Annotated in this window: 23 protein-coding genes; 1 reads left to right on the forward strand and 22 read right to left on the reverse strand. The window is 46.5% G+C overall.

All coding sequences use genetic code 11. The annotated features are described in order from the left end of the window. Positions 1 to 26 precede the first annotated feature (26 nt). From ACQQ6X_RS00045 to ACQQ6X_RS00145, 21 genes are all read right to left on the reverse strand, one after another. A complete protein-coding gene (locus ACQQ6X_RS00045) occupies positions 27 to 470 on the reverse strand; it encodes an SUKH-3 domain-containing protein (protein ID WP_305167532.1) in 444 nt (147 codons plus the stop codon). 123 nt (positions 471 to 593) lie between these two features. Further along, the gene (locus ACQQ6X_RS00050) at positions 594 to 1,040 is read right to left on the reverse strand and encodes an SUKH-3 domain-containing protein (protein ID WP_305167533.1); all 447 of its coding nucleotides are present in this window, start codon (positions 1,038 to 1,040) and stop codon (positions 594 to 596) included. Between the two features lie 28 nt (positions 1,041 to 1,068). Beyond that, positions 1,069 to 3,852, reverse strand: coding sequence for a hypothetical protein (locus tag ACQQ6X_RS00055; RefSeq protein WP_305167534.1), 2,784 nt, complete (start codon positions 3,850 to 3,852; stop codon positions 1,069 to 1,071). Between the two features lie 21 nt (positions 3,853 to 3,873). Beyond that, a complete protein-coding gene (locus tag ACQQ6X_RS00060) occupies positions 3,874 to 4,266 on the reverse strand; it encodes a DUF4280 domain-containing protein (protein WP_305167535.1) in 393 nt (130 codons plus the stop codon). A gap of 14 nt (positions 4,267 to 4,280) precedes the next feature. Then, positions 4,281 to 4,805, reverse strand: coding sequence for a hypothetical protein (locus ACQQ6X_RS00065; protein ID WP_305167536.1), 525 nt, complete (start codon positions 4,803 to 4,805; stop codon positions 4,281 to 4,283). After that, the gene (locus tag ACQQ6X_RS00070; RefSeq protein WP_305167537.1) at positions 4,787 to 5,434 is read right to left on the reverse strand and encodes a hypothetical protein; all 648 of its coding nucleotides are present in this window, start codon (positions 5,432 to 5,434) and stop codon (positions 4,787 to 4,789) included. The genes ACQQ6X_RS00065 and ACQQ6X_RS00070 overlap by 19 nt, the downstream gene beginning before the upstream one ends. Further along, positions 5,431 to 6,843, reverse strand: a complete 1,413-nt coding sequence (locus ACQQ6X_RS00075; protein ID WP_305167539.1) for a contractile injection system protein, VgrG/Pvc8 family — start codon at positions 6,841 to 6,843, stop codon at positions 5,431 to 5,433. The genes ACQQ6X_RS00070 and ACQQ6X_RS00075 overlap by 4 nt, the downstream gene beginning before the upstream one ends. Beyond that, positions 6,840 to 7,439 carry a hypothetical protein gene (locus tag ACQQ6X_RS00080; protein ID WP_305167540.1) on the reverse strand — a complete coding sequence of 200 codons (600 nt, stop codon included), beginning with the start codon at positions 7,437 to 7,439 and terminating at the stop codon, positions 6,840 to 6,842. The genes ACQQ6X_RS00075 and ACQQ6X_RS00080 overlap by 4 nt, the downstream gene beginning before the upstream one ends. A 25-nt stretch (positions 7,440 to 7,464) precedes the next feature. After that, positions 7,465 to 8,241 (reverse strand): DNA and RNA helicase, encoded by a 777-nt coding sequence (locus ACQQ6X_RS00085; protein ID WP_305167541.1) that lies wholly within the window; start codon positions 8,239 to 8,241, stop codon positions 7,465 to 7,467. Positions 8,242 to 8,262: 21 nt separating this feature from the next. Continuing rightward, positions 8,263 to 8,415, reverse strand: a complete 153-nt coding sequence (locus tag ACQQ6X_RS00090) for a hypothetical protein (protein ID WP_305167542.1) — start codon at positions 8,413 to 8,415, stop codon at positions 8,263 to 8,265. Positions 8,416 to 8,473: 58 nt separating this feature from the next. Beyond that, a complete protein-coding gene (locus ACQQ6X_RS00095) occupies positions 8,474 to 8,986 on the reverse strand; it encodes an RDD family protein (RefSeq protein ID WP_305167543.1) in 513 nt (170 codons plus the stop codon). A gap of 61 nt (positions 8,987 to 9,047) precedes the next feature. Next, positions 9,048 to 11,699, reverse strand: a complete 2,652-nt coding sequence (locus ACQQ6X_RS00100; protein WP_305167544.1) for a molecular chaperone — start codon at positions 11,697 to 11,699, stop codon at positions 9,048 to 9,050. Positions 11,700 to 11,730: 31 nt separating this feature from the next. Beyond that, complete coding sequence (locus ACQQ6X_RS00105) at positions 11,731 to 12,420, reverse strand: iron-dependent peroxidase (RefSeq protein ID WP_149033953.1); 690 nt, start codon at positions 12,418 to 12,420, stop codon at positions 11,731 to 11,733. Continuing rightward, positions 12,417 to 13,736, reverse strand: coding sequence for a normocyte-binding protein (locus tag ACQQ6X_RS00110; RefSeq protein ID WP_305167545.1), 1,320 nt, complete (start codon positions 13,734 to 13,736; stop codon positions 12,417 to 12,419). The genes ACQQ6X_RS00105 and ACQQ6X_RS00110 overlap by 4 nt, the downstream gene beginning before the upstream one ends. 48 nt (positions 13,737 to 13,784) lie before the next feature. After that, complete coding sequence (locus tag ACQQ6X_RS00115) at positions 13,785 to 15,641, reverse strand: PP2C family protein-serine/threonine phosphatase (RefSeq protein WP_305167546.1); 1,857 nt, start codon at positions 15,639 to 15,641, stop codon at positions 13,785 to 13,787. Positions 15,642 to 15,663: 22 nt separating this feature from the next. Continuing rightward, positions 15,664 to 16,494 (reverse strand): PP2C family protein-serine/threonine phosphatase, encoded by an 831-nt coding sequence (locus ACQQ6X_RS00120; protein WP_305167547.1) that lies wholly within the window; start codon positions 16,492 to 16,494, stop codon positions 15,664 to 15,666. Between the two features lie 35 nt (positions 16,495 to 16,529). After that, positions 16,530 to 17,057 (reverse strand): FHA domain-containing protein, encoded by a 528-nt coding sequence (locus tag ACQQ6X_RS00125; RefSeq protein WP_040103097.1) that lies wholly within the window; start codon positions 17,055 to 17,057, stop codon positions 16,530 to 16,532. A 67-nt stretch (positions 17,058 to 17,124) separates the two neighbouring features. Then, the gene (locus ACQQ6X_RS00130) at positions 17,125 to 17,673 is read right to left on the reverse strand and encodes an FHA domain-containing protein (protein ID WP_063212073.1); all 549 of its coding nucleotides are present in this window, start codon (positions 17,671 to 17,673) and stop codon (positions 17,125 to 17,127) included. Between the two features lie 32 nt (positions 17,674 to 17,705). Continuing rightward, positions 17,706 to 18,155 carry a J domain-containing protein gene (locus ACQQ6X_RS00135; RefSeq protein WP_063212072.1) on the reverse strand — a complete coding sequence of 150 codons (450 nt, stop codon included), beginning with the start codon at positions 18,153 to 18,155 and terminating at the stop codon, positions 17,706 to 17,708. Positions 18,156 to 18,287: 132 nt separating this feature from the next. Beyond that, positions 18,288 to 18,713, reverse strand: coding sequence for a hypothetical protein (locus ACQQ6X_RS00140; RefSeq protein WP_007431573.1), 426 nt, complete (start codon positions 18,711 to 18,713; stop codon positions 18,288 to 18,290). A gap of 119 nt (positions 18,714 to 18,832) precedes the next feature. Beyond that, positions 18,833 to 21,001 (reverse strand): hypothetical protein, encoded by a 2,169-nt coding sequence (locus ACQQ6X_RS00145; protein WP_063212089.1) that lies wholly within the window; start codon positions 20,999 to 21,001, stop codon positions 18,833 to 18,835. A 639-nt stretch (positions 21,002 to 21,640) separates the two neighbouring features. On the opposite strand from ACQQ6X_RS00145, the gene ACQQ6X_RS00150 reads away from it, so the two are divergent. After that, the gene (locus tag ACQQ6X_RS00150) at positions 21,641 to 23,731 is read left to right on the forward strand and encodes a vWA domain-containing protein (RefSeq protein WP_305167549.1); all 2,091 of its coding nucleotides are present in this window, start codon (positions 21,641 to 21,643) and stop codon (positions 23,729 to 23,731) included. A 37-nt stretch (positions 23,732 to 23,768) separates the two neighbouring features. On the opposite strand, the gene ACQQ6X_RS00155 is transcribed toward ACQQ6X_RS00150, so the two are convergent. Further along, complete coding sequence (locus tag ACQQ6X_RS00155; RefSeq protein ID WP_305167550.1) at positions 23,769 to 24,680, reverse strand: serine/threonine protein kinase; 912 nt, start codon at positions 24,678 to 24,680, stop codon at positions 23,769 to 23,771. Positions 24,681 to 24,747 lie beyond the last annotated feature (67 nt).

Below are 24,747 nucleotides of genomic sequence, written 5' to 3' on the forward strand. Positions count from 1 at the left end.
AATTTGAATTGTAAAAACACTATAATTCATTCCTTACAAATTACCGTCAGCTCTTTACTCTCACATAAATTATTCATAGCTTCATATACATTATTTCCAAATTTCCAAATATAATAGTCGTCTATGATACCGTATACTTTTCCTATCTTAGACATAAACATAGTTGCATTACCGTCATATGCCCATCCGATTAGAACTAGCTCTTCTCCAATTATCTTTTCGTATCTGCTATAGTGTTTCCTTTCGATTCCTTCCCTTAAAAATTCAGGGCCTATCTGAAAGTCATCTGATTCATCACTAGGCACTGAGTACTTTAGCCCTCCGAAATGTTCAAATGCCTCTTTAGCAGGATAAAATACTTCAAATCCTCTTTTTTCTAAGAAGTTTATTGTTGAGCCGATCTCTATTTTTCTTTCGGGATACCAACCAGCATCCTTTAAAATATTAATAGTTCTTGTGGAAAAAATCATTCTGTGCGTACAACTCAATTCGTAACTAATTGATTATATCCTTTATACAAGGTTAAGTAGTTCATTGAGCACCGCATAACCTTTCTCATGTTGCCAAAGTCTTTGATAAATGACTGAACTTTATTATTCTATTTCTTCCGGTTTCCTAAATAAACAAAGAGTGTCTAGTGCCTCCAAAATGTTATCTCCGAACTTAAATAATGAATACCCATTTTTCCCAAACACCTTCCCTGATTTCGAGATAAACATTATTAAATTCCCACGGTATGCCTCTCCAACTATAACAAGCGGCTCTTTCACTCGCGCCTCAAATTCCTCAAAGTCTTCTTTTTCATAGTAATCCCCAACAGCTTCTTCAGGGATAAAATGAAAAGTCTCTATACTTCCATCCGGATGCTTAAATTTATATTCAACTCCACCAAATAGACTTAATGCTTCAATAACTGGATTGAATACTTGATACCCCATTGCCTCTAAAAATCTAACTGTCTCGGTTAAATCAAGCTTATTATTTGGATTCCATCCTGCTTGTAGCAGTATTTCTCTCGTTTCATCTGATAAGTTTCGCATAAAGCAACCTCCTATTTATTCAAAAATATTATTCATGAAAATCATTAATGAAATCGAAAAATGTCTTCTGACAGTTTTTACATGGTGGTTTATATTTTCCTTTACCGTTAACAGTACTTATTAGTATATCTTCTATTTTTGAACCTGACCATAAAAGCTGATTGACCGCCTGAATTTCAGCACAATTCTCAACATGCCATAGCTCGAAACTTTCGTCGTCTTTGTACGGATTATTAGGGTCGTTTTTAGCTTTCTTCCTTGTTTCTTTTGCTATGTCAGCTAAATCAGGATGCAGTTCCGTTACACTTGGATTGAATTGTCCTTCTCTAGCACCGTTATAGCCAAATGTTATTTTAGTTTTTTTACTACCTACCGTTGTTATGTCTACTGCGGCACTTATTACATCCGGTTTATATTTTCCGCCACCAAATCCATTTTCATCAAGAGGTTTTTTTATTCCACCGTCCTTAATGAACTGAACATGCTTGTCTAACTGCTCTCTAGCAAAATCTTTAGATTCCTCTATTAGCTTTTGCCTGCTAGCAGCATTACCAGTTCCTTCAACCTTTTTCGCCGCGTTTTCTTCCATTTCCTTCATGACCTTATTGTAATTCTTCTGGACATCCGTCTGCGGAAGTGGTCCGCTGTCTATCTTATTAACGTGCGGAACTGGCGCTCCGTTGGCTGTTACTAACTTCCCATGGCTGAGGCCGTCTGCCATTTTACTCAGTTGCTCATTAAATTTCTGACCCAGTTTACTGCCAGCCTGCTCCAGCTTGTTTACAGCTTTGCCAAAGCCTGCCCCGACTGCATCTACACCCTTGCTAATCCATTGCGGTGTAACCTTACTGCCTACCTTTTCCGCGAATCCGCCGATCGCCTTGCCTACTTTGGAGTCCAGTACGCCTACGGTGACAAAACCCAAGCCCGCATCTTTCGCTACTGAGCCCCAATTAATCTTTTCACCACTTAGCACCTGACTCGCCAGATTTTCTGCCGCATTTGTCACACCGCCGATCGCTGCTTTTCTTAGCAGTGCTCCTCCTACACCGAGTGGACCAAAAATCGCTCCAGACACTGCCCCGATCCCCGCTTCTCTTAAGCCGGTCAGGGCATAGTCACTAAAGTCACTCACTTCCCCTCGGGCAATATCCGATGCCGCCAAACTGGCTACACCCAAACCTCCCGCCAGCATCGCTCCTCCGGCTACCGCCGCAATGACTACCGTACCCGCTCCAAGCGTAGCTACTGTAACAGCCGCTACTACAGCCACAGCTGCCACGACCGCCAAACCGCCCAATATATTCATCCCCAGCTTTCCCCAGTTAAACGGTTCAGGGGGAGGCGGCGGTGGAGGGGGCTCTCCTTCTTTTGGTTCATCATCAAATGGAGGATACGCGGTTCGGTCGCTTCCGTCAGCCCAGACGTTTCCTCCTAACACGTGGTATTCGTTCTCTACCGAAATCCCCGTGTTTCCCCCCGTCTGGTACGCCATGACCTGACTCGTTCCATTAATAATGATTTTCTTAGGCGTATTCAGAATAATTTCCTGCTCTGCTTCTAACGTCAGCTTTTTGGGACTAGTAATTTCAATGCCAACAGCATCATCCAGACTCATCTGCAATGTCCCACCCGAGTCACCCATGATATGGATGCGATCCGGTGCCAATTTCAGCTCACTACCATGCTCTGTACCAAAATATCGATCATTGGGATTACTCGTCTTGGCACAACTGTCGCCATTTGTACGAACCGCACCCAAAATCATTGCTCTGGAACCAGATGCATCCGGAAAATACAGGCTCGCCTGTGTCCCCACCTTCGGCATGCTATACATCGCGCTTCCTGTTGGGGGAGCAAACGGGTACCAATGTGGCTCGGATACCCCATCGTCCTTATCAATCGCCAGCCGCAGCTTTACTTCCTCTCCCCGAACCGCGAGAACCTCTCCTTCCAGTGAAACCCCAATCATTTTGCGATTAGGGATGAAATCACTGCGTATACCCTCCACGCGAGCCAACACATAACTGAATAGCAAATGCCCCTTTTCCATTCGGCTCCACAATTCAGTTACAATCATCGTTTTTTGACGAAATTGCACTTCATCTCCAAGAGCATACCGCTCTCCGCTTTCGATCTCGTATTTGAAAAAATCGGTATCGTGTAGCCCGGCTGACGCCCCACCTGCCCGCTGATAGCCCCTTAAATCTTTACTTGCCGTATAAGGCGTATCCTGCCGAATCGTTCGCTGTGTGCCAGCAGGCATTCCGAAATACAGCTTCGGCGATGCGGACTCCCATATGTCGCTGACCACCACTGTATGTAAACGGCTTGCCATCCGTTTCATAAGCTTCCAATCGGTTTCATCATATTGTAAAATGGCTTCGCCTACCGACTGCTCTCCGGTCTGGTATAGAACATCACCTTGCTCATAACCTTGAGCAAGTTTATTTATTAACTGTTTATATGTTTGTTTTTCTTCAGGGAAAGACCGCTTTCTTTTGACAATATCTAATTCAAACGAAGCGCTGATTCCTTCCAATGTAAGTGTATATACTCCATTACAGTTCTCAACTTCCACCGTATGGACGATACCCTTAAACAAGCTGATTTCCTCTTGTCCATCCTGGGCATACACATGTAGCCGGTCCTCTGAGGTCGCATCCAGCGCAGCCGTGACATGGCTAGACTCCTTGCATATGCCTGTGAGTGTAATTCGCCCATGTTCACCAGGCTTCCACTCAATTCGAACATCCTGTAAGACCTGAATAGGGTAAGGCGAATCTATTCGAATCTGATCATATCCTATCATGTTTTCAAACCTCCCTTCCAGCTACTCCTCCTGCTGGCCATTCGTATGAAATTCGATAAATCCATGATATAAACAAGTCTGGAAAGAGGAGGTCGTCAAGGCTGACAACCCTTCCACCTTGGTCTGTTCTTTGGTATTTTTCCATGTATCCGTCAGCATCGGCAGACATGGCTTTCCTGAGATCGTAGAACCATCTTCTGCGATCAGGTATATAGTCTCGGTACTTGGCTGTTCCGGACTGCTGCAAATTCCAAAATGAGGGACATTTTCTGGAGAATAGTCCCCTTCATTCATCATGGGTTTACCATTAACATATGCCCCGTGGCTGTTCGGCAAATTGATCTTTCGAGGATGAGTCCCGCATGTACAACGCATACAGGCCCCCCGTACCACATAATACTCATCGTCTGGCATGTTTTTTTCCCTCCCTATTTCACCCGGACTTGTTCCAATGAGATCCCGGTAAAATCACGCCGCAATATGCTTTCCGCCACGTCTAGACGGACGACGATCAACGGGGCAGCACTCTCCTGAACTCTAAATATCTTGTGCCCTCGAATAGCATCTGCGTGTAATACCAGATTTCTAATCACATTTTGATTCACATTCCATTCGCTTTCTGGATGTACAGCTTTCAGCTGCGCTATAAAAGGAATATAATAATTCTTCTGTATCTTCTGTTCGATCTGTGTAAGTATGGTTAATTTCAAGGGCAACTCCGGCATATAGGCTTGGACAAGGCGTTTTAAAGCATCTGAAAAGAGAGGAATAGGCCCTGCTAAATAATCAATAAAAATACTTTCTGCATCCGCCTTCACATGGAACATCAATGGTTTGACAATATCCTCGGGCCGTAAATCATACAGTTTCCAAGGATCAATCGTTTCTCTCACCTTAAGTAGCGCAGGAACATTGGTATACCGCACATCCTGCTTTAAGAGGAAATAATCCATGAAGATCCCCCCTCTCGCTTCTCGGCTCCCCCATCACTCGTAAACCGGCATAATATTTTGCTATCATCGCGAAACTCTCCAGCAAATATCGTGCATACCTCAGCTTTCGGCATCCTTGCTAACGAAGGGGAAGCAACAAAGACTGGCATCTGACTTTTTAAAAACTCAACAGTAAGCAGATGGTATTTGACCGCCTCAATTTGTTGAATTTGTTCAATGTCCATCGTAGTGATCTTACGGGCGTAATTTGATTTAAGTTGTTCCAGCTTAGCCATGCGGTTGAACAAAGGCTCGAAAATAAAGTCTGCCGACCATTCGACAGCGCATTCAGCCCCATCCAGAAACCAATTCTCATCATAGGCATCAATGCGGTAAATCGCTTTATTTTTCATAACACGGGTTCTGAGCAAAGAGATATAAATATATCGAATATCCCCCTTTCGACCTTGTTCATGCTGTACGGTAGCAAGCTGGCATAACGACTCTAAAGCTGCCATAAGCTCGTCTGCAATGGCTTGCTGGCGTGACAGAAAGTTATTTTCAATAAGGGCCAAATCCTGTAGCCATTCCGTGAATACGTGCTTTTCCAGTAAATCTTGCAATGCAGCATCCCGATCCATAAGCTTCATTCAATGTTCACCTTACCCCCGGTTAATCTCACATCGTCCATGATGTCGAGTTTGGCTCCAGATTGAATGAAACTTACGCCCTCTTTTCCCTCCATAATAATTTTTGTTCCACCTGTAATTTGGATATCTTCCTGAGCAGACAGGGTTATTTTTTTGTTACTGTTAATCTCGATCCCGCCTTCATCCGTCAGGCGCATGAGCATTTGCCCACTGTTGATAATTTCGACTGCACCTGGTTTGAAAACGACTTGTTTGCCGTATTTGGTGCTAATGCTTTTGACCGCAGGATCACTTCTTTTAACAGGATCAGAGGAGGCAAGATCGACAGAACTAGCAGCAAAGGCATGCTGTTCGCGTTCATCCGGAAAGTACAGACGAATTTGATCCCCTACTTCCGGCATAACATACCAGCCGCTTCCATCAGGAGATGAATAGACAGTAGAATAGGGAAACCACATAGCCCCAGATGCAGTTGAGCCTTGATCAATTTCCAGCTTGATTTTCACTTTTTCTTTGGAAATATCAATCACCTTGCCAAACAGAGAGGCTCCTGACAAATCATAAGCATAGACGGTTGGGCATTTTAGCCCATGTGCATCCCGTAAAATGTAACGATTCACGATCAGATTTCCTTCGGTGACCGTCTCCGCCCTAGCTATGTAAAGCGTTCTTTTATGAAAAATAACGGAACTGCCAAGCTCTAGAATTTTGTTGCTGGTCACTTCATAGCTCAAACTGTTAGACTCGCCATATTCCGGCAGTCCGTTACGAGACATGAGCTTATGCTCTTTCAAGTCTTTTTTTATGGAATAATTATGTTCGTTCAGCGGTTGAGGGGCACTAGAATGAGGGACACCAATCACATATTTTAATCCTTGTTGCATCGTAATTGGAATTAAAGCAGCATGCAGCCGAGAAGCAATTCTTTTGATAAAGGCCCAGTCTGTTTCATTGTATTGAACTAATAATTCACCGATCGCTGCGCCACGAGAAGCCTCATCTATCACTTCTGCATTAGTATATGAACTTGTAACATACGAAAATAGATTGTTATAAGATTCCGCTGTTTTTTGGAACGAACGACGTTTAGAGCGAATGTCCATCATTAAGGTTTCACTGCTAGCCTCAATCGTAAGCTCGCGGACTCCGTTTACAGCTTTTACAGCAATATTCGTCACGATTCCCTGGAAAAACCGAATCTCCTTACCTTCACTTTTTAAGAAGATTTCGATGTGTTCATCTTCATCTGCTTTCTCTACGTATCGATCCAGCTTGTCCTCCGAAACAATGCCACGTATGCAGAAGCTTACATGTTCGTTTAACTGTTTAATAAGATGAATACTTAATACACGCTGAAACTGATAAGGGGCCACCTGAACATCTGCTGTGGTGTAAATGGGGTTACTCATTCATTTCCCTCCTTTTCTGCCTCGTCAACCGTTTGAATGGTACGAATCATTTGCAGGGCAACATCTCGCCATTCAGCATACTGCTTATACGGACAACAAAATGTTCCCATGACCGTCTGTCCTTCCAGCTCAAAGTAGAACATATTGTGGTATATGGGCTGGTCCAGTGCAGGACTTTTAAAGTCAAAGTAGCCAATTTGCTTCCCATGAATCTCTTCCACATTTTCTTCATAAAACACATGGGCTGGATTCATATTTTTCATCATTGCCTTCATTCCTGAAGTGAGTTGTTTCACCCATTCATCTTGTAATGTCTGATCCACCCGATTGAGCGTAACATCCACACTTCCCAAATCATTTGTCAAAATTATTTCTGGACGTTGCTCATGAGGATATTTAATCTTTTGTAAATGCTTGGGCATAGGAGTAAAGTTAGAGGGGACATGCATTTTTAGCCGGTCGCTAAAGAAAGATCGCTCTTCAAACCTATAGGAATGACCGTCAATGATTAGGGGACCTGCTAAAATATCGTTAGGCCTCTTTAGCTTCTCCATTTCGTGGAGCAATTCCAAAATTTTCTCATCCTCATATTTCATAACGCACACTCCTCTACCTGATTTTCTAATCCACAATCATCCGTCCGGCTCCGCCGCTCTGCCAACGACCTGCTGTTCGTTTTCCACGTCCGGCGCCTTCTAAAATTAGAACTAACTGTCTATGCAACTGAGCATGAGAATAATCTCTGTATTCCGTAGCGTTTCGGTTTGCAATATAGTGCTGAATGGATTCCCTGCCTACAACTTCCGAGTTCAGGCACATCAACGCAAACATACAATCCATCGGATCTGTTGCACCACTTTTAAGCAGCTCGGACGCGAAATAGCGCATCGTTTCCGGTCGCAATGTGCTCTGCTTTAGTCCTGCAAAAGGGACATGGATATCACTCCATGTATTGAATTCAGTAGCCATGTCGGCAAAATCCTGATACTTCGAGCGAAGCACGGCACCGTCTTTGAGTTTGAATCGGCCGAGCTCCATCTCATCCAGACCGAATTCTGCCTCTTCCTCCAGCACAATATCTGCATGATGAGCGATGAAATCCGGACGATCTGTTGGCTCTAAAAAGAGCAGCTTCAACACCGACAGCCGTCCGGTGGCTGCATACGGCACTTCGTGCTCCTGCTCCAGCAGGTATAGTTTATCGTTGTGCTTCACAATGCCTCTGCCTACAGTCAGCGTGTGCTCCCCGACAGTCACCTTCATTCCTGTAATGATGCCATCCGAATAATCCTGATACCGGATATCCAGGAAACTGCGGGGGTAGTCCCGCAGGTTCTCCAGCATCTCGGTTTTGAGAATACGACCTTTTTCAAACTTCGGAACGATATGCGTTAACATGGTGCTCCCTCCTTTCTTTCTCTAATCTTCTTTATTCAGGGGAACAGATAGCCGATTCACACCGGGCGCGGGAGGCGGAACCATAACTCCGTCATCTGTGGGTTCAGCTTTACTTCTTCCAAGTAATGCAGTAAATCGGCGAAGATTCTTTTCTAATAATTTGCGTATATCCATCGTGCTCCCCCTGATTGAAAACTACAGTTCATCGTAATCTTTGAATCTGTTGAGATCCTTACATCCCGGCTCCACGTTGCTCCTGCTCGCGAAGTATATAATTCAGCTCGCGTTTATCTACGACATAGGTGCGGGCGATCAGATCGTGAAGAGCCTGTTTTCTCGCCGTAAAGCCTGCCATGATAAAGCCGACGAATAAAATGAGAAACGATAAAAGCTTACTCCAGTAGCGGGCGCTTGCCCGTGCAAAGCTAAGCTTGTGGTTAAACTCATCGACCACAACGATGCCGAGAGCCAGTTTGCCCACTGTGGCTTTGCATTTGGACGATTCCATGAGCGCATAATACAGCCATATAACTCCCCAGTTCAGCAATGTCCGTCCGACTGTTTTCATTGTCAAAATAGAAGTCGCTCCGTCTGACAGCAAAGAGGTTTCTGCGGGGGATGGTATCCAATCTCCCAAGGCCCGAATCACAATCCAGATCAAGCCAATGATGAAAAATACAAATCCTAAAAGAATGCTATCAATGATATAAGCTAAAGTTCGTTTCCAAAAACCTGCATACAGCACGTTATCCCCTCCAAGCGTTGTGTATATTTCTGATTTCGGCATTTTGCAAAATCTTAATTTCCTACTTAGTACCATCAAAGAAATCCAGCTCGGAGAGATCATTTTCGAAGGCAAAGAAGCGCTTGGGACCCAGATACAGCAATTCATCACGACGGGTAATCGGCACTACGTAAAAACCCCAACGGCTATCCCCGACAAAAACAAAATATTTCGTCTCCTCATTGCGAATGGAGTCCGTATCATCCTGTGGAATATCCTGCCCGTACAGCCCAGCAATTTCCTCATACGGCATGGGCTCAAAAGCATCTGGCCGACTGCGGTACACATGACGCTGACGCAGCTTGCCGCCGTTGGCCGTCAGGAAGAACTCCACTTCGGCAGCTTGAGACGGCCGGGAAATCGAACCGCGTACCCGGCTGCTTTCCAAACTCGCAATCAGCTCCTTCTCCCGTCCCGTGTGTGTCCATGCGCTGACTGTGTACGGAATAGCTGGAATATGATTGGTAATGACAGGCTCAATCGTCCCCATTTTTTTAGCGTTCAAATAGCGGATAGCCCCGCGCAGACAGGCCATTTTCAACTCTGGTACCCGGCTCAGGTCTTCTGCCTTTTGTCGGAACTCAATACTGCGCCCTGGTACAAATTCCTTGAGTGCTTCGCGGAACACGTCTATCCGGCAGGACTGCCCGGTCAGTTTGATAATCGAATAATCCTGCAAGCGTCCCTCCAAATAAAAATCATCCAGAAACTTGCGCACAATATTGTAGATATCTGCCTTAAGAAGCTGCTGTATTTCCCGAATGTTAAACACCACGTCAGGCAAACCATATTCATCACGAAACCGTCCGTTCTCGATGACTGAAACCAGCCAACGATCCATTACTGCAATGTTCAGGTCGCTTTCAGCGGATAATACCTGCTCGGATTCGAAGCGGCTGCGTAAGATCCCTGTACGTAGGAAAAATTCCTTTTTCATATTTTCTGCTGCGCTCCACAACAGATGAAAATTGCTCAGCACCCGCTGATATTCATCCCGTGTAGCATGCTCATACCGTTTGAACGCGGTAGGCAAAATCGCCTCTGCTTCACGGTAGCGTTCCTCCAGCCCTGCATAGACAGCATCTACACCAAACTCATCCACATGACGGTACAAATCTCCCGAAGGAATGCCGATCAGGGCATCAATATCGGTGTCAGGCAAACGCGTCTCGGCAGCATAATACCCTGCAAATACAATTTTCATAAACTGCATAATCCGATACGTCAGATTGTTGCCGCCAAAATTGGTATCCCCATTTTCATACGTTGTGTGAATATCCAGCTTGTAGGCAATCCGTCCATCTTCAATCCGGAAGCGACAGGAAGACAAATCTGTGGTCCCTCCACCACAATCAATGACAAGTGCCTGATACTCCTCACCGTCCGCGAAAGTTCCTCGTTCCATCTGGTCCGCCAGCGTGTTGTACAGCACCGCCAGCCCTTCGTCCAGCGCATCCTCCGCTTCAATCCGGTAATCAGGCAAAATATCGCTAAACATTTCAATAAATTGGGGCTGCAGCTTGACGGGGGCAGAAAAGTGAAGGTTGCGAAATCGACACTTAAATTGCTGCTCGGCAGTAGCAATCACATAACGGATAAACGCCGCTAAAATATCGCTGCGGGAAGCGGTTGCTGTATTCCCCTCAGAATCCATTAACTCTTCGATTCGCTTATAGTCATTGACCCAACGCTTGATCCCGCGCAATACCGTGGCACGGCTGCCTGCCACATCGCTTCCACGTAGTGCCTCTTCCCCAAAAACATAAACGATATGCTCAGGATGGGAGCAGTCCGCGACGCGAATGGCGGTCGGCAACACTTCGATCCATTCGCCTTCTGTACCCTCCGGTCCGGGAAATGATACATAATTAATGGCGTTCAACCTTACCGTGCTGCTCAAGCCTGTATCAGGGGTCGTAACGTAGGAACTGTCCAAATAAGCACCTGCTGTGGTGTTCGAGGTGCCAAAATCAATTGCCAGTACCGCATCGGTTGTTTCCGTGCCCCGAATAATCAGTTCGGCCACCGGAATGCGGTGACCTTGAAGCTTCAGCGGCAGCATCGGCTTGTCTCCATAGTAGAGGTTATAAAAGTATTCTGATTCCTGTCTTCGTAGAAACAGCAGACTATAATTATGATTGGATGTCTCTCGCAGTTCAGCATCGCGATGACGAGAAAGATAATATACGCCTGCTCGCCCCTCATCCTTCACCAAATTCAAAACACCGCACAGTTCTCCCGTCGCATTCACCAGCAGCACATTAGAAGAGCTCAGCCATGACAAATCGGACTCGATCCGGTAGTTGTCCATGCGCCCTGTGCGCACTCCCTGATACAACGTGATTTTGGCGGGAACCCGGATACCGCCGCTTTCCTGCCGGCGGTCATTCCAGTTGCGCTGTAGTGCCAATTCCATACGTTCAAAACCGCCAGGATTTGGCCTTGTGATGAGTAGATGCTCCTCTGCGCTCCGAAATCGTAAAATCACGCGAATTAATTCTTCACGTGCCAGACGATTTGCAAAGCCCTCGACCAGTCGCTCCTTATCACATATCCCGCGCAACTGAAAGGTCGTCATTTGCTCCAATTCCGCCCGCGTGTATTTCGTCATACTGCGGACGATTTTTCGATCGGTGAGCGGGTCTAGCAACCTGTATGTATAGGGTCCGTTCATCGTTCACATGTCCTTTCTTAGCCATTCAGCCTTAATAGAGGGCGATAGCGTCTATTTTCATCGTAGGATCTTCCTCCAAAATGCCAAAATGGCTTGTCCAATACAATTCCGTCGTAAATCGTGCCGGGAGAAACAAATCCAGAATCAAATCGACTTTAATTCGTGACAGCGCCGTCTCCTCCTGACCGATATATATGAGCAGTTCATCTTTTTCCTCACAGTTGGTGTAAATGATCGAACGATGGAAAACGCGGCGCATCGTTTGTTTTAGCAGATGCACGGCCTCCCCTGTTTCATAGAGGCGCAGCAGTCCTTCCGCAATCGCATCCCGATCCTCACGATTTAATTGTCCAAAGCCTTCCTTTACCTTCGGACCAAAGATACCGTCCGCAATATCACGCTGAACAAACCTTATATGATACTCTCGTCGATTCATCCCTTGATACAAATCGATTTCCGCCAAAAAATGAATCATGATATCAAATAGCGATTCTCTCAGTTCCAGACACTCTGCTGCATCTGGTGGAAACAAATCCCGAAAAATAGAATAAAAGCGGTAGTATGGATTAATCTCTACTACCTGCTCCAAATGGGACGTATTCAACTCTGCCAAACTTAGCTCCATATACGGGGAGTAGCTGACAGCGGGTACAAAGCGGAATTTATCTACATCCAGTCCCTGTTCCCTCGCCCGCATGAGCAAATCCCAGACGTAATTCACACCCATTCTCCTTCACACTTGTACTCTGGAAAATACATTTGCACTTCCGATACTAGAAAACTCATTAAATCGGATAACATGTAAGCAGGTGTGAGGGGCAAAACATCCTCCGTGCCACGTCTAAACCCCAAACGCATGATCTGCTTGCCATCTTCTGTGCGTACATTATCGCTGACAAATGGATTAAGCGGGTAGGTCTGGGTTTTGGTTACAAGGTTGCTTATATCATTTCTTCCTACGCCTCCCCAGATGTTCACACACTCCAGTTCAAGCCCCTGTGCCGCTTCAAACGAATTGACGATGCGTGTGATCTCTGCTTTGGCACGGACAATCACGGCCTGCTTCCCTGCATAGCGGCCCAAAAAGCTGTCCTGCCGTCGATTGGACAATACCGGATAAGTCTGACGACTAAGTTTTGTGGTCATTGGTTTTGTAACCTTCAACACATTCCATTCGCCAGATTTATCACGTGGCGTAACAATCGTCAGTTCTTCTTCTGTCCGCTTAATATAGCGAATATCGCTTTCAGTCCCGTCAATCAGGTAGCCATGCTCTGGTCCTGTTTTACGCAAAGGCAGCACATGCTCATAGTTCACACGATCCATAGCGGGTATAGGAAAACCGCTGTTCTTTAGAGCCAGCCTTTCAATGTTCCACAGCGGAAAAACATCGGCTTTCTTAAAAATGTCGAATTCCTCCAACGAAATCGTAATTTCATGAATTTCTTCATGGGCGGCCAGCTCGCCGTCCCCACCAATCAATACACAGTCCACAAATTTATAAGCGTATGGGTGATTAATCGTTTTCCACGGCATGCCGTTTTGCATAAACGTATGATATAACTGCTCAATCTCTAAAATATAAGAACGGTTATGCTCCAGACGAAAACGAATCGGATAGTGTCCGGTTTCCGTGATCAGCATGCCTGAGAAAATTCGTTTGCTGCGTACCAGTGCCGAGATTCGTTCGGTCTCCATCTCAAGAAAAAGCGTAAAGAGCGGCATCTCCCCGCCCTCACGTACCACCTCTGCCACACGACTGATGTCTACCTGTTTTTCTTCTGCATCAGAGGGCAACACGGGATATAAAAATTCATGAATCGGGTCATAGTCCTCACGTGAAGTCAATGACACATACACATCAAACTTTTCTTCTGTATTCTCAATTTCCTCAAATACCCGCCGTTCTAGCTGGCGGGTCATTTCTTCCTGATATTCAACGAGGTTCATAAATACCCCGGCCATCATGTTTTTCAGCAAACGTCTCTGCTCTAGATCGTCCATCTTGCTCAAACGGTCCTGTACCAGCTCTTTCACGACGTCTCACTCCTTTCCGGGCTCCAGCATTCATTGAACATTAAAAGCTTATTTTCCGTCAGCCGCAGGCCGATCCTGGCTTGGTGAATCAGATTCCCCGGCTGCTTTAGCAGCGGAATCAGTAGTTCCTTGCTCTTTGCTGGTATCCGCCTTGGTCGAAGAGGCGTTGCCATTTCCCGTACCACTGCCCTTTGCAGTCGAAGAAGCTTCCTTTTTAGCGGGCGTAGTACCCGCTGAAGCTTTCGCTGTGGCCGGGGTTGCCGCAGCGGAAGATGGAGCTTCATTCGCTGCGCTCCCTGCGTCCGTTTCGTTCATCGCTCCGTCAGAAAATCCCAGCCCAGCAGGAAGCTGACCATTTTTCTGCTGCTCTGCGCTCTGCTTTTCCTCCGCCTTGGCTATGCTCCGCTCCATTGCCAGAACGCTTTCGAGCTTATCAATCTCCTGATAAATCTCCTGGGCCCCGCTATAGGCATCCATGGCTCCTTCATAATCGAGATCCTTCATCATCCGATCCCCTTTGGCCTGAAGTTTGCCAGCTTGAATCTCCTTGAGCTGCTGCTGGATGGATGTCAATTTATCGTTGGTCTCGGTTATTTTCTTTTCCAGCTCTTTTTGTGCGGACGTATAACCAGATTCCATCGCTGCCTTGTTTGCTTTTTTGTACAGCTTAAGCGCATTGGTATAATCGCCACCCTGGAATTTTAAATCTCCGTCCTTCATCCAGCTCGCGGTCTCGGCATAGCTGTCCAGTTGGTCGATTTTATGCTCAATGTCCTTCACATTAAACGGTGGATATAGCCCGGCACTTTTCCGTGCTTTCTCGTAGCTGGCTTCAGCCTTAGTAAAATCCGCCTTTTCCACATAGCCGTCTCCATCAACCATCAATTGAGATACTTTCTGCTCAGCGGTATACAGTCGCTTGTGAATTTTATCGTTAATCTTAATCGCCGCATTTTTTGCTTCACTGTAGGATTTGAGCGCTTTCGCATAATCCCCCGTCCTTGCGTAATCATCTGCAGTCTGGGCTGACTCGATCATCGCTTCCAGCGCAGCCGCCTTATTCGCAGCCATACGCGCCAATGTAATCCATGCTCCCGTGCCCATCACAACAAAAACAAGCAATGCAATCAGAATTCGTTTGATCAGCTTGCGGCGATTTTTAGGCTTTTCCTGAAACACTTTATTGACATAAATAGCGGCAGCCGTGTAATTATTCACCGTCCGGCGCTGCTTGCTCAGCAGAACCTCTTCCAATGTATCCGTCAGCATAACCGGGTCCTTCGCTTCCTCCAGCGCACCCAGCATTTCTGCCAACTCAACGTCCTCCCACATCCCGGATGTTGCGAGCAGCAGGACATCGCCATCTGCAAGCTGCGTCTTTTTGGCGTAATGCGCATGAACCCCATTCGGATTTCCCAGGTATTCCAGCAGATTGCCTCGTTCCTCGTGTGTACTGGTCGCTTCATCTGGAATACGACCATCGTCTGCTAGTGACTGAGCCAGGCTGTGATCCTTACTGCGAAAGTTAAGTCTTCCATTGCGAAAATGATATAGCCGCACATTACCGCACGAAACGTACACCATTTTGTTGTAGTTGGTCACGACCATCAGCAAACTGGCCTTGAGCCGAACGCGACGACTTTCAAATTGTAGCCATTCCTGCGCTTCACGCAGATCTCTCATCAAGCGCCGTTTGGACATGGAGGGCTTCTCCATGAAGTTTTCCAGCACCGTTTTGACAGCCATTTCTGCGCTGCGCAGCTCTTGATCCGAATCCAGACCGTCTGCGAGGACATAACAGGCCATGTCGTCCGTCTCCATGAATGCAAAATAGTCCCGGTTGTCTATGTAAGAGCCCGCTTCCGACACAAAGGCGGTACTAAAATCGCTGTTGTCCTTGCGCATCGCTATCCCCGTCTTTCTTGTTTCATCCTATCGCCAAAATAAGTACTGTCGCATTATCCTGACTTTTATAGCCTTTATCATTAATAGTGTCGATCATGGCATCCGCCGCTTCCTGCGGTGTTCCACCCTTGCGCATGATCTCTTCCATTTCAATCTCCGTTAGCGCCTCCTGAATGCCGTCACTGCACAGCAGCACATGATCACCGGAATACAGACGAATGGGTGCAGTCCCCAGTTCCATGCTCTCAAAGCCTTCATAGCCCAAGTAGTTGACCAGTTGATTGCGTACAGGACTCGTTTTGGCCTCCTCCGAGGTCATTTGTCCAGCAAGCACTCGCTCCTCCAGCAGTGTTTCTGCTGTATGTTTGGAATTGACGGTCTGAAAATGACCATTGCGGTAAATGGTAATCAAGCTGTCGCCCACCGCTCCGTAATACAGCTGATAGCCGCACACAATGACCGCTGCCAGCGTCGTTCCTCCGCCCTGTCCATTTAAATTTTGCAAAATCCCGCGATTGCTTTGAGTTGCGGCCTCAGCAAAATATCTGTTCAAATTCGTTGCATCGTCCAACTTGGCAAACGCCTTCGTAAAAGTCGTCACAGCCAAGGTACTGGACATGCGTCCATTGGCCAGCCCGCTGATCCCATCTGCGACAACAGCCAGCGTACCGACAGGCGTCGTCATACTGGAAAAATAATCATCTTGCTCACTCCGGCTCCCGATCGTTTGACCGTTTCCGATTTCAATTCCACTCATGGTACGGCTGCCGGAACTTCGCGTCAGTCGTATACGGATGATGAGAAGAACGGCGAATAGCACCGCAGCTCCACATACAACAAAATAAGGCTGCATATCGTTACCTCCCTGCACCATTGCCTACTTCCGTTCTAGTTTTCGTTATCCCACTCAAAATGAGCACCACACAGCGGAATAAAGATAAATTTGCTGCGCCCGAGCTGAATCACGTCATAAGCAGCCAGCTCCACTGGTGAATATACCGCTTCGTTATTGTGATACGCCAAGCCTGACGAATCGCCCGGCAGCAAGTAAAAGTTGCGTTTCTTCGGATCATACACAATGACCGCATGATTTCTGCGGGAAATTGTGTTATCTCCGATAATACGAACATGCATTTCCTCCGCGCGCCCGATAAAGTTTTTTTCCGCCATAATACGATAGTCCTGACCCACCTGTGCACCTTCGATGCATACCAGCCATCCGGTTACCGGATGAATCCCCACCGTTTCGCCTAAATACGGCATGGTTTTGTCATCGTCTCCTGCCACATTTGTTTTCGCTGCTGGTTCGGCGTTCTTGGGTGCGGCTATATTTACTACTGTATTGCAATAAGGACACGTATTTCCGTGCTTTCGTGTACTGAACATGTGTCCGTTCGGGCATCTTGTCAAACTCATAGTCGTTTCCTTCCCCCATTGTCATGATTGTCTTCACAGCGATCTAAGGATGTCGCAACTTCTTCATCTATTTAACGAGCAGTCTGGTATTGGCAATATATAATAAATCACCTGAGTAAATTCGGTAAGGCTCGCCACTTTCCAGCTTCTTGGTGACACTTTCGTTTGCAGACCGTAACCCGGTCCCATTGCCAGAATCCACATCCTCCACAAACCAGTCGCTGTTTACCCGGTTGAGTACCGCATGTTCCACACTTACCAAGGAGGCATAATCTGTACCTGCTAAATCAATATCCGCCTCAGAGCGCGACGTAGTTTTGCCGATTAACAGTGACGTTTCGCCTTCGATATACCATTCTTTAATGGACTCGCCCTCTTCATCAATCAACACCAGCTTGGCAATCCGTTTACGCTCTGTCTTTGGCTTGGGCACAGGTACAACGGACACCAGATTGCGCAGTATGTATACAAGCACGCTGATTCCAATACCTATCGCGACCACGGTCTTCAAACCGCTGTAGCCTGTACGATTAAATACATAAAAGGCGATCGCCAGCATCAGCCCGAACATGGCAACATCTATGATGAAAACCCATCTGCTCTGTGCCTTTTTCACTGCTTTCTTCCCCCGTTTCTATCCTGAAATCATCACTTCTTACGAATACCAAAAAATTGGTTGAACATCGCCGAGGTATCCGTCGGATCGCCGGATTTTTTCGTTTTCTTCCCTGGTGAGCCCTCCTTGGTTTTCGGATGAAAGCCGAAAAATTGCTCAAAATCAGTGCCAATGTCAGCCGGATTGAATCCTTTAGTCGTCTTGCGCGTACCGCCAGAAGGTGCTGCCCCTCTCGCTCTCTCCTGCTGTTCTCCGCTAGTTCCCGTTGCTTTTCGGATGAGCTCAGCATCGTATGCCTGCCGCAATGCTTCGTCACGCAAGGTATTGTAAGCCTCGTGAATCAGCTTGAACTTGCGCGTTGCTTCCTCGCTTCCCTGGTTCGTATCTGGATGATACTGTTTGGCCAGTTTACGGTAAGCCTTCTTAATCTCTGCCTCCGAAGCATCCCGGCCGACACCGAGTAGCTCATAGTAGTTGGTCATTGTGTGATGTTCCCCTCTCCGAAAAAAATAAATATTAAGAGACCCGTAGGCCTCTTAATATTTATCCACCCTTCACTTGTGTGCCGGGTGAGTGTGTGTGTTTAAGCTGCGCTTAACGTTAAGATGTTAAGCTTAAACTGGATAACCGCCGTCGATGGTAGCCAGCTCGGTTTTGTCTTTCTTTTGTTTGATGTAGAGTGTAAATGCACCTACACCTTCTGTGTCGCCGAAGTGCTCGTTGTAGTCTACAACGAACGCATTCGGGAAGTAGATTTTACGAACCACTTGATCCGCTGCGATAACTTCCAGTGTTACTTTACGGTAGCTGTCTGCTTTTTCAGCAGGGACCAGAGACCACAAAGCCAGTTTCAGCGTGTCATCTGCGCTGTCACCGTCTACTGCTGTGATGATTTTACCGCTGATGCGCAGCGTGGAGCCTACGTCAGTGGAGCGTGCATTGGAATCGTCCGGTGTATCAGTGTCATAAATAACCGTTTGGATGTTATCCAAGCCCAACTCGATTGTTTCTTGTCCTTCTACTTTCAATCTGAATCCCATGTGTGTTGCCTCCTTGAAATTAGGTAATATAATGGCGGAAGAAGCAGAGCTTCTTCGCGATTTATGTATAAAGGCGGTCCTGGATAGAAACGCCTCTAACATCTTTCGTAGTGCTCGGATCATGATTTGACCGAACTGGTTCCCTTAGTGATCATGACTTCCAGGTTCTTCACATTGCCATTGAAGACCAGATCGATATGACACATATTGCTTTTCTCGTCAATAATGAAGCTCATATCGTCTCCGTCCTGAATGATCGAGTTCACAGATCCTCTGCTGCTCAGCCACTTGCTCTTCTGGCTGCTCGGATTGTTACTGAAGAAGCGGACGATATTCTCGTGCTTGAAGTCTCCTGTTTGGTAGCGCAAAATACGTTCAATGTACGTGCTGACCAGCGTCTTGTAGATGGAGTCAAAGCCATCCTCAGACATCGCCATGCTTCTCGCCTTGTAGACGGTAATCCGGCGGATATCCTTATCCTGAATCTGCGCATTCTCGGATGAGAATACAAAGCCAAAGTTTTTACGGTTGATGGCATCCTTGATCGTGTTGGTGAAGCCGGTGATTTCCTTGGCCATCGTCGTTACCGTGCGCAGACTGTTGTCTCCCGCTTCGATGTCAAAGCGTACGCCAGGGAAGTTTTTATTGACCGTCTTGAACGTTTCACGCAGGTATTCAGGACACTGATAGGCAGCGACCAAACCAGCGGCCACGTAGGCAGCGCCCACATATACGCCCTCGATCCACAGCTTGAGAATATCTTCTTTCTCCTTGGAAAGCTGCACACCGTCTTCAGTCTGTAGCATTTTGCTATCAATAATGACACCTGATTTATCCTTCGGAATAATCGTAAAGTTTGGTACACAAGGAATCGCAAATTCGCTATATTCTCTGCGTACAAGGCTTGCACATTTATCGACATATTTGTCGATGCCTGCTGTCGCCATACTGTTGAAGGTCGTCTCTTCACCGGATTCAAAGTTAAAGAACATTTGAATTTTGTAATCCTTCACGACCTGCAGCAGCATCGAGAGCGATTCCATTGAATTTCCGCCTTGCTTCACGACCTTCTCGTTGCCCTTAAAGCGTTCACGAGACACCTTCACCTTACCAGCTGCTTCCAGCTCAATCGATGGGACGATCCCGAACCAGATGGTGTCGCTGAATTCATTTTTGGCATTTACCGTGTTCAGGTAGGTTTCCAAGCGCGGGATATTGCTGCTTTTCACCAGCATGTCCAGCTTGTTATTCGCCACCAGCATTGTTGGCAGCATTCCTTTGCTCTTCGTCGCATATTGGTCGAAGAACATTTTGACACCGAGGATTTTTTCTACCAGCGGCTTGACCGCCTTCACGAAATCATCCTTGGCATTTTTATAGAACTCCAGATACGTGTTGTAGTTCTGAACTTCAACCGCTGTGTCAACCTTGGTCTGAACAGCTGGAAGTGGCACAAACGTGCGAACCACCAAGTCCTTCACATAATCAGAAGGCGTATCTGTGATGGAGTTGTAATCTTCTTCGAATACTTGGGAGAGATCGCCAGTGCTGTTCTCATCCAACAGCATCAGCTCAGTACTTTCGCTCTTCGGCGCTTCAATAATTTTCAGTTCGCCGCTTTCCCCAATGGAGAGCATACCCACCTGGATCAACTCACCCGCATTTTCCTCTTGAGCGCCCCCGAGCAGAAGTCGGGTTTTGATGTCCTCAATGGCCAGTGGCAGCATAGCCATGACGTTGTTATAGTTCTGGCTGGCTTCCTCGAACATGGCATTCAGCTTGTCCCCCATGTCGAGTTTCTTTGGATCGCCATCATCCAGCTTGTCGTATTCACCGTACATATAGTGAATTTCTTTGCGGACTTGACGAATATCGTCCATAACCTTTTTCGGTGAGATCATGTCCAGCAGATTTTCAAATTTGAAATCTACATTGGTAATTCCCTGGCTGCGTTTGGTATCGATGAGCGTAAACAACATTTTCAGAAAATCATTACTTTGGTTTATACGAATCTCTGAAATGCTATCCTCATCAATCCCCTCAGGCTTTTTAAGGGTGTAGACGACTTTTTGATTGGCCGCGTTAAAAAACGAATACACGGTCGGTGAAAACTTATCCAAAAATTCATCAAAGCTGCGCACCAGAAGGTGCTGATTAATTTCCTTGATCTTCTCATCACTCAAGCTGTCGATACCCTTCACATCACCTACAATGGTGATCAGGTCCAGCTTTTCCGGGTTAATCTCTTCAAAAAGCATAGTCCGGTTGGTTTGATAAATGATTTCCATCGCTGTCGGCAAATGAATAAAGTATGAGTTATAGGTCCATTGCTTCATATATGGACATGGGATGTCCAATTTGAAATAGACGAATACCCATTTTTAGTTCTTTTGCCTCCTCCCCCCTACTTAACATTTAAATTCGTCAAAGGATTGAGCTTATACCACATTTACGGTACAGGCATGTAACCTCGAAAATCGTTCCGAAGTGTCATTCGGCTTTTAACGGCAAGGTATACAAACGAGATATAATTTCAAAATCAAAAGTCAGATAACACAGAAATTTCGAATTTACGATTTCGTATTCCTAACTTCAATCCCAATTTTTGCCGTTGATACGAAAGCTATCATACAAAGCACCCTTCAGTTTTGTCAATTTCTGTAGTCTCAGATTGAAACAGGGCATTTTGACTCATTTTATGCGTATATACGTAATTTTTATGATATGTTAGACCTGTTTCTTCAGGGAAATATTCACAAATGGAATCCAATGACCGATAGAAGTTCATTGGATATTTCTGAGAAGCGTAAAAGTATCAAATTCATGGCTAATGTGAGGTTTTTCAGCTATTTCGGTCCTTTATCCCTTATATCCCAAGGATTAGGAGAGTTGGCACACCCGTATCGGCCTCGCTGAAGGAGGAGCTTATGTTCAGAATAAGGAAACTTGGAATTATCATTTTCATGACTTTTGTACTATTTTTTCAAATTGGCTTAAATGGGGGCATTTGCACTGCGAATCAGGCTGGTGCAGCATCTTCAGGAGCAGTCCCGGTCGAGGGTTATGATGCGGTGTTTGTATTGGACACCAGTTATTCCATGCGGGATACCGATCCTGAGGGGATTGCCGCCGAAGTCATCAGTATGTTTATGGACTTGAGTGATGCAGACCGTACACGCGTGGGATTCGTTGCTTACAATCACCACGTTGTCGCCTCCAAGCCACTGACCTCGATTGGCGTGGCGGCGCAAAAATCCCAGATCCAGCAGGAAATCAGAACCCTTAACCGTTCCGGCTATACAGATTTGGGACTTGGATTGCGTAAAGGCTCGGAACTGCTAGCCGCAGGAGCATCCCAGGGGCGTCAGCCTTTTATGATCTTATTATCAGATGGAGAAACTGATTTTGGTGCCTCTTCTGGTGCTCGTTCCAAAGGCGACTCCAATAACGATGTATCCTCTGTCATCAAATCTGCACAGACCAAGGGATACCCGGTGTATACGATTGGTCTGAACCATGACGGCACGGTGAACCGGCAAGAACTCGAACGGATCGCTTCTCAGACAGGAGGAGCTTCTTTTATTACGAGCAGCGCCGAGGATCTGCCGGAAATTCTGAACCGTATTTTTGCCAGTCAAATTCGCTCCAAGCTCGTTCCCGTTGCTGCTATTACGACCACTGGCGAGATGCAAGAGCTAACGGTGACTCTACCGGATTCTAGTATGGAGGAAGCTAACCTAGTGCTTTTGTCGGAGCATCCCCTTTTGGAAACCCAGCTGTACTCCAATTCAGAAAATGTCCGCAGGTACAAGTCGAGCCGATATGCGATTTTGAAAATTGAGCATCCACAAGCAGGTAAGGTGAAGCTGAAATTACGGGGCATTCGCGGGGATTTAGTTAAAATCAATTTACTTGGCAGCTATCGTCTGGAAGCTGAAGCTACTATGGGGGGAACGCAAGTAACAGCAACTCATGGCGACAAGCCTATACCATTGCTGAAAGGGCAAGCGACACCATTTCAAGCTCAGCTCTTGTTACCAGATGGCCAAAAGCTTACAGATGAAGCCGTATATACATCTCTCCAAGCCCATATTATAGTTACACCTGTAAAGGATGGTACAGCTAAAAAGGTGCCTATGACCTATAAGTCAGGAGCCTTTCATACCGAATATGCGTTCCCACAAACCGGTGATTATACATGGCAGCTATCCCTGGATAGTCCGCAGTGGTACCGTAAGGGAACTGTACATAAGGTTCACGCAGCCAATGCAGCACCACAGGCCTTAAAAGACCTGTCAATTCGCCTGGTAAAAGAAGACGGTGATTCCCGTCGAAGCTTATCGGATTTTATTGTTGATCCCAATCATGACAAGCTGAGCTATAAACTCGATTCAGAAGCCTCCGGGGATGCGATTCATGCTGAGATTAACGGTAATGACCTGCTGCTATCCGAGCTTCACACAGGTGACACGAAGCTAAAGATCACCGCTACAGACCCGGAAGGAGCGTCCAGCAGCGCTACACTGACCGTATCTGTCCAATCGCGGTATACAGCTATTAAATGGACGATAGCTATCAGCATTGTGATCGCCGCCCTTCTGTATTGGTACTTGCGTCCGAAGCCGCAGTTTGCCGGAAGAATCGAAGGATATTTTCTCGCTACAGCAAGTGGACAGGAGATTCCGGTAAAATCCTGGCCGCTCACCTCCTTTCCGGGCCGTAAGGTCAGCTTGCAGGAGTTGTTCCGTACCCTTGACGTTCACGAACCGTTGCCAGAAGCGGAACGTATCCTATTCTCCGCAGGTAAAAAAGGGACTCTGATCGTGAAGCATGATACACGCTGCGCCCTGCAGCATGGAAAAGTCAGATTGACCCGCAACAAAAAAGCGGTCATGGAGTATGGTGATAAGCTGTACATCACGTTTGAGGACGGTGTCACTGAAATTGAGCTGCGCTACAAAGCGATTAAGCCGAATACTTCAGTCTACACTGACCATATTCAAGCGCCGACAGGATAACGTCCATCCAAAAAAAGAGAAGCACCGTCTCTTACGATTAACGAACCGTAAGAGGTGGGCGCTTCCCTTTTTTTATCCAATATTCCGCACGTAGTGCGGCCTTAAACCACCGAAGTGAGCGGCAACGCTTGGCAGCCTGTACTTCCAGACCACGCCGAATGACATACGGCAGTAATGAAATCCCTGCATTTTCGATCCGAATCCGTTCGGTCCGGTCTGCAAATAATCTGCCAGGCACATCCGGTGGAGGTGATCCTTTTTGGCAATAATACAGCGTGGCGGCCAAGCTATAAATATCTGACACCGGTCCCTGCCGTGAACGGTTAGAGTAAAATTCCAGCGGAGAATAGCCTGCCGTGGTGAAGATTGGATGCTCCTTGCCTTCAAAATGCACAGCAGAGCCAAAATCAATCAGCTTGATGTTGCCATTTTCCCCAATCATAATATTGCCTGGCTTAATGTCCCGATGAATAATTCCTTTGCTGTGAATATACTCCAGGGCATCAATTAAAGGCAGCAGCGTTTGGTATAAAAAAACAGGATCAGACGTGGGCACCGCCTCTTCTTTCATCATTCGGTCCAGCGTCTTGCCTGCACAGTATTCCATGACCAGATAAGCGGTTCCATTTTCCTCAAAATGATCTATGTAACCGACAACCCCCGGGTGATTTAATTCCTTCAACATTTGTCCTTCGCGCAAAAAATAATGCATAAACTCCACATATTTGGATTGCATCGAAGCGCTGCAAGTGACCGTTTTCCGGTCCAGCCCCCGCAAAGCCAGCGCATTCGGAAAAAATTCCTTTACAATGACCTTTTCTCGATTATCCAACAGCCTTGCCGTATACACGATGGCCAGCTCACTGCGGGACAAGGCGCTTCGAATTTGATATGTATTTCGCAGCTTTGTATTGCGGGCAAGCAGATTCCCGCTTGTATCCACGATCATGACTCGTCCTCCTGTCAGGTTCTTAGCTTATGTCTTTTGTATATATCGGCTTATTACACGTCTTTTT

Origin of the sequence: Paenibacillus ottowii, from assembly GCF_050516475.1 — a bacterium.
Taxonomy (GTDB): Bacteria; Bacillota; Bacilli; order Paenibacillales; family Paenibacillaceae; genus Paenibacillus; species Paenibacillus ottowii.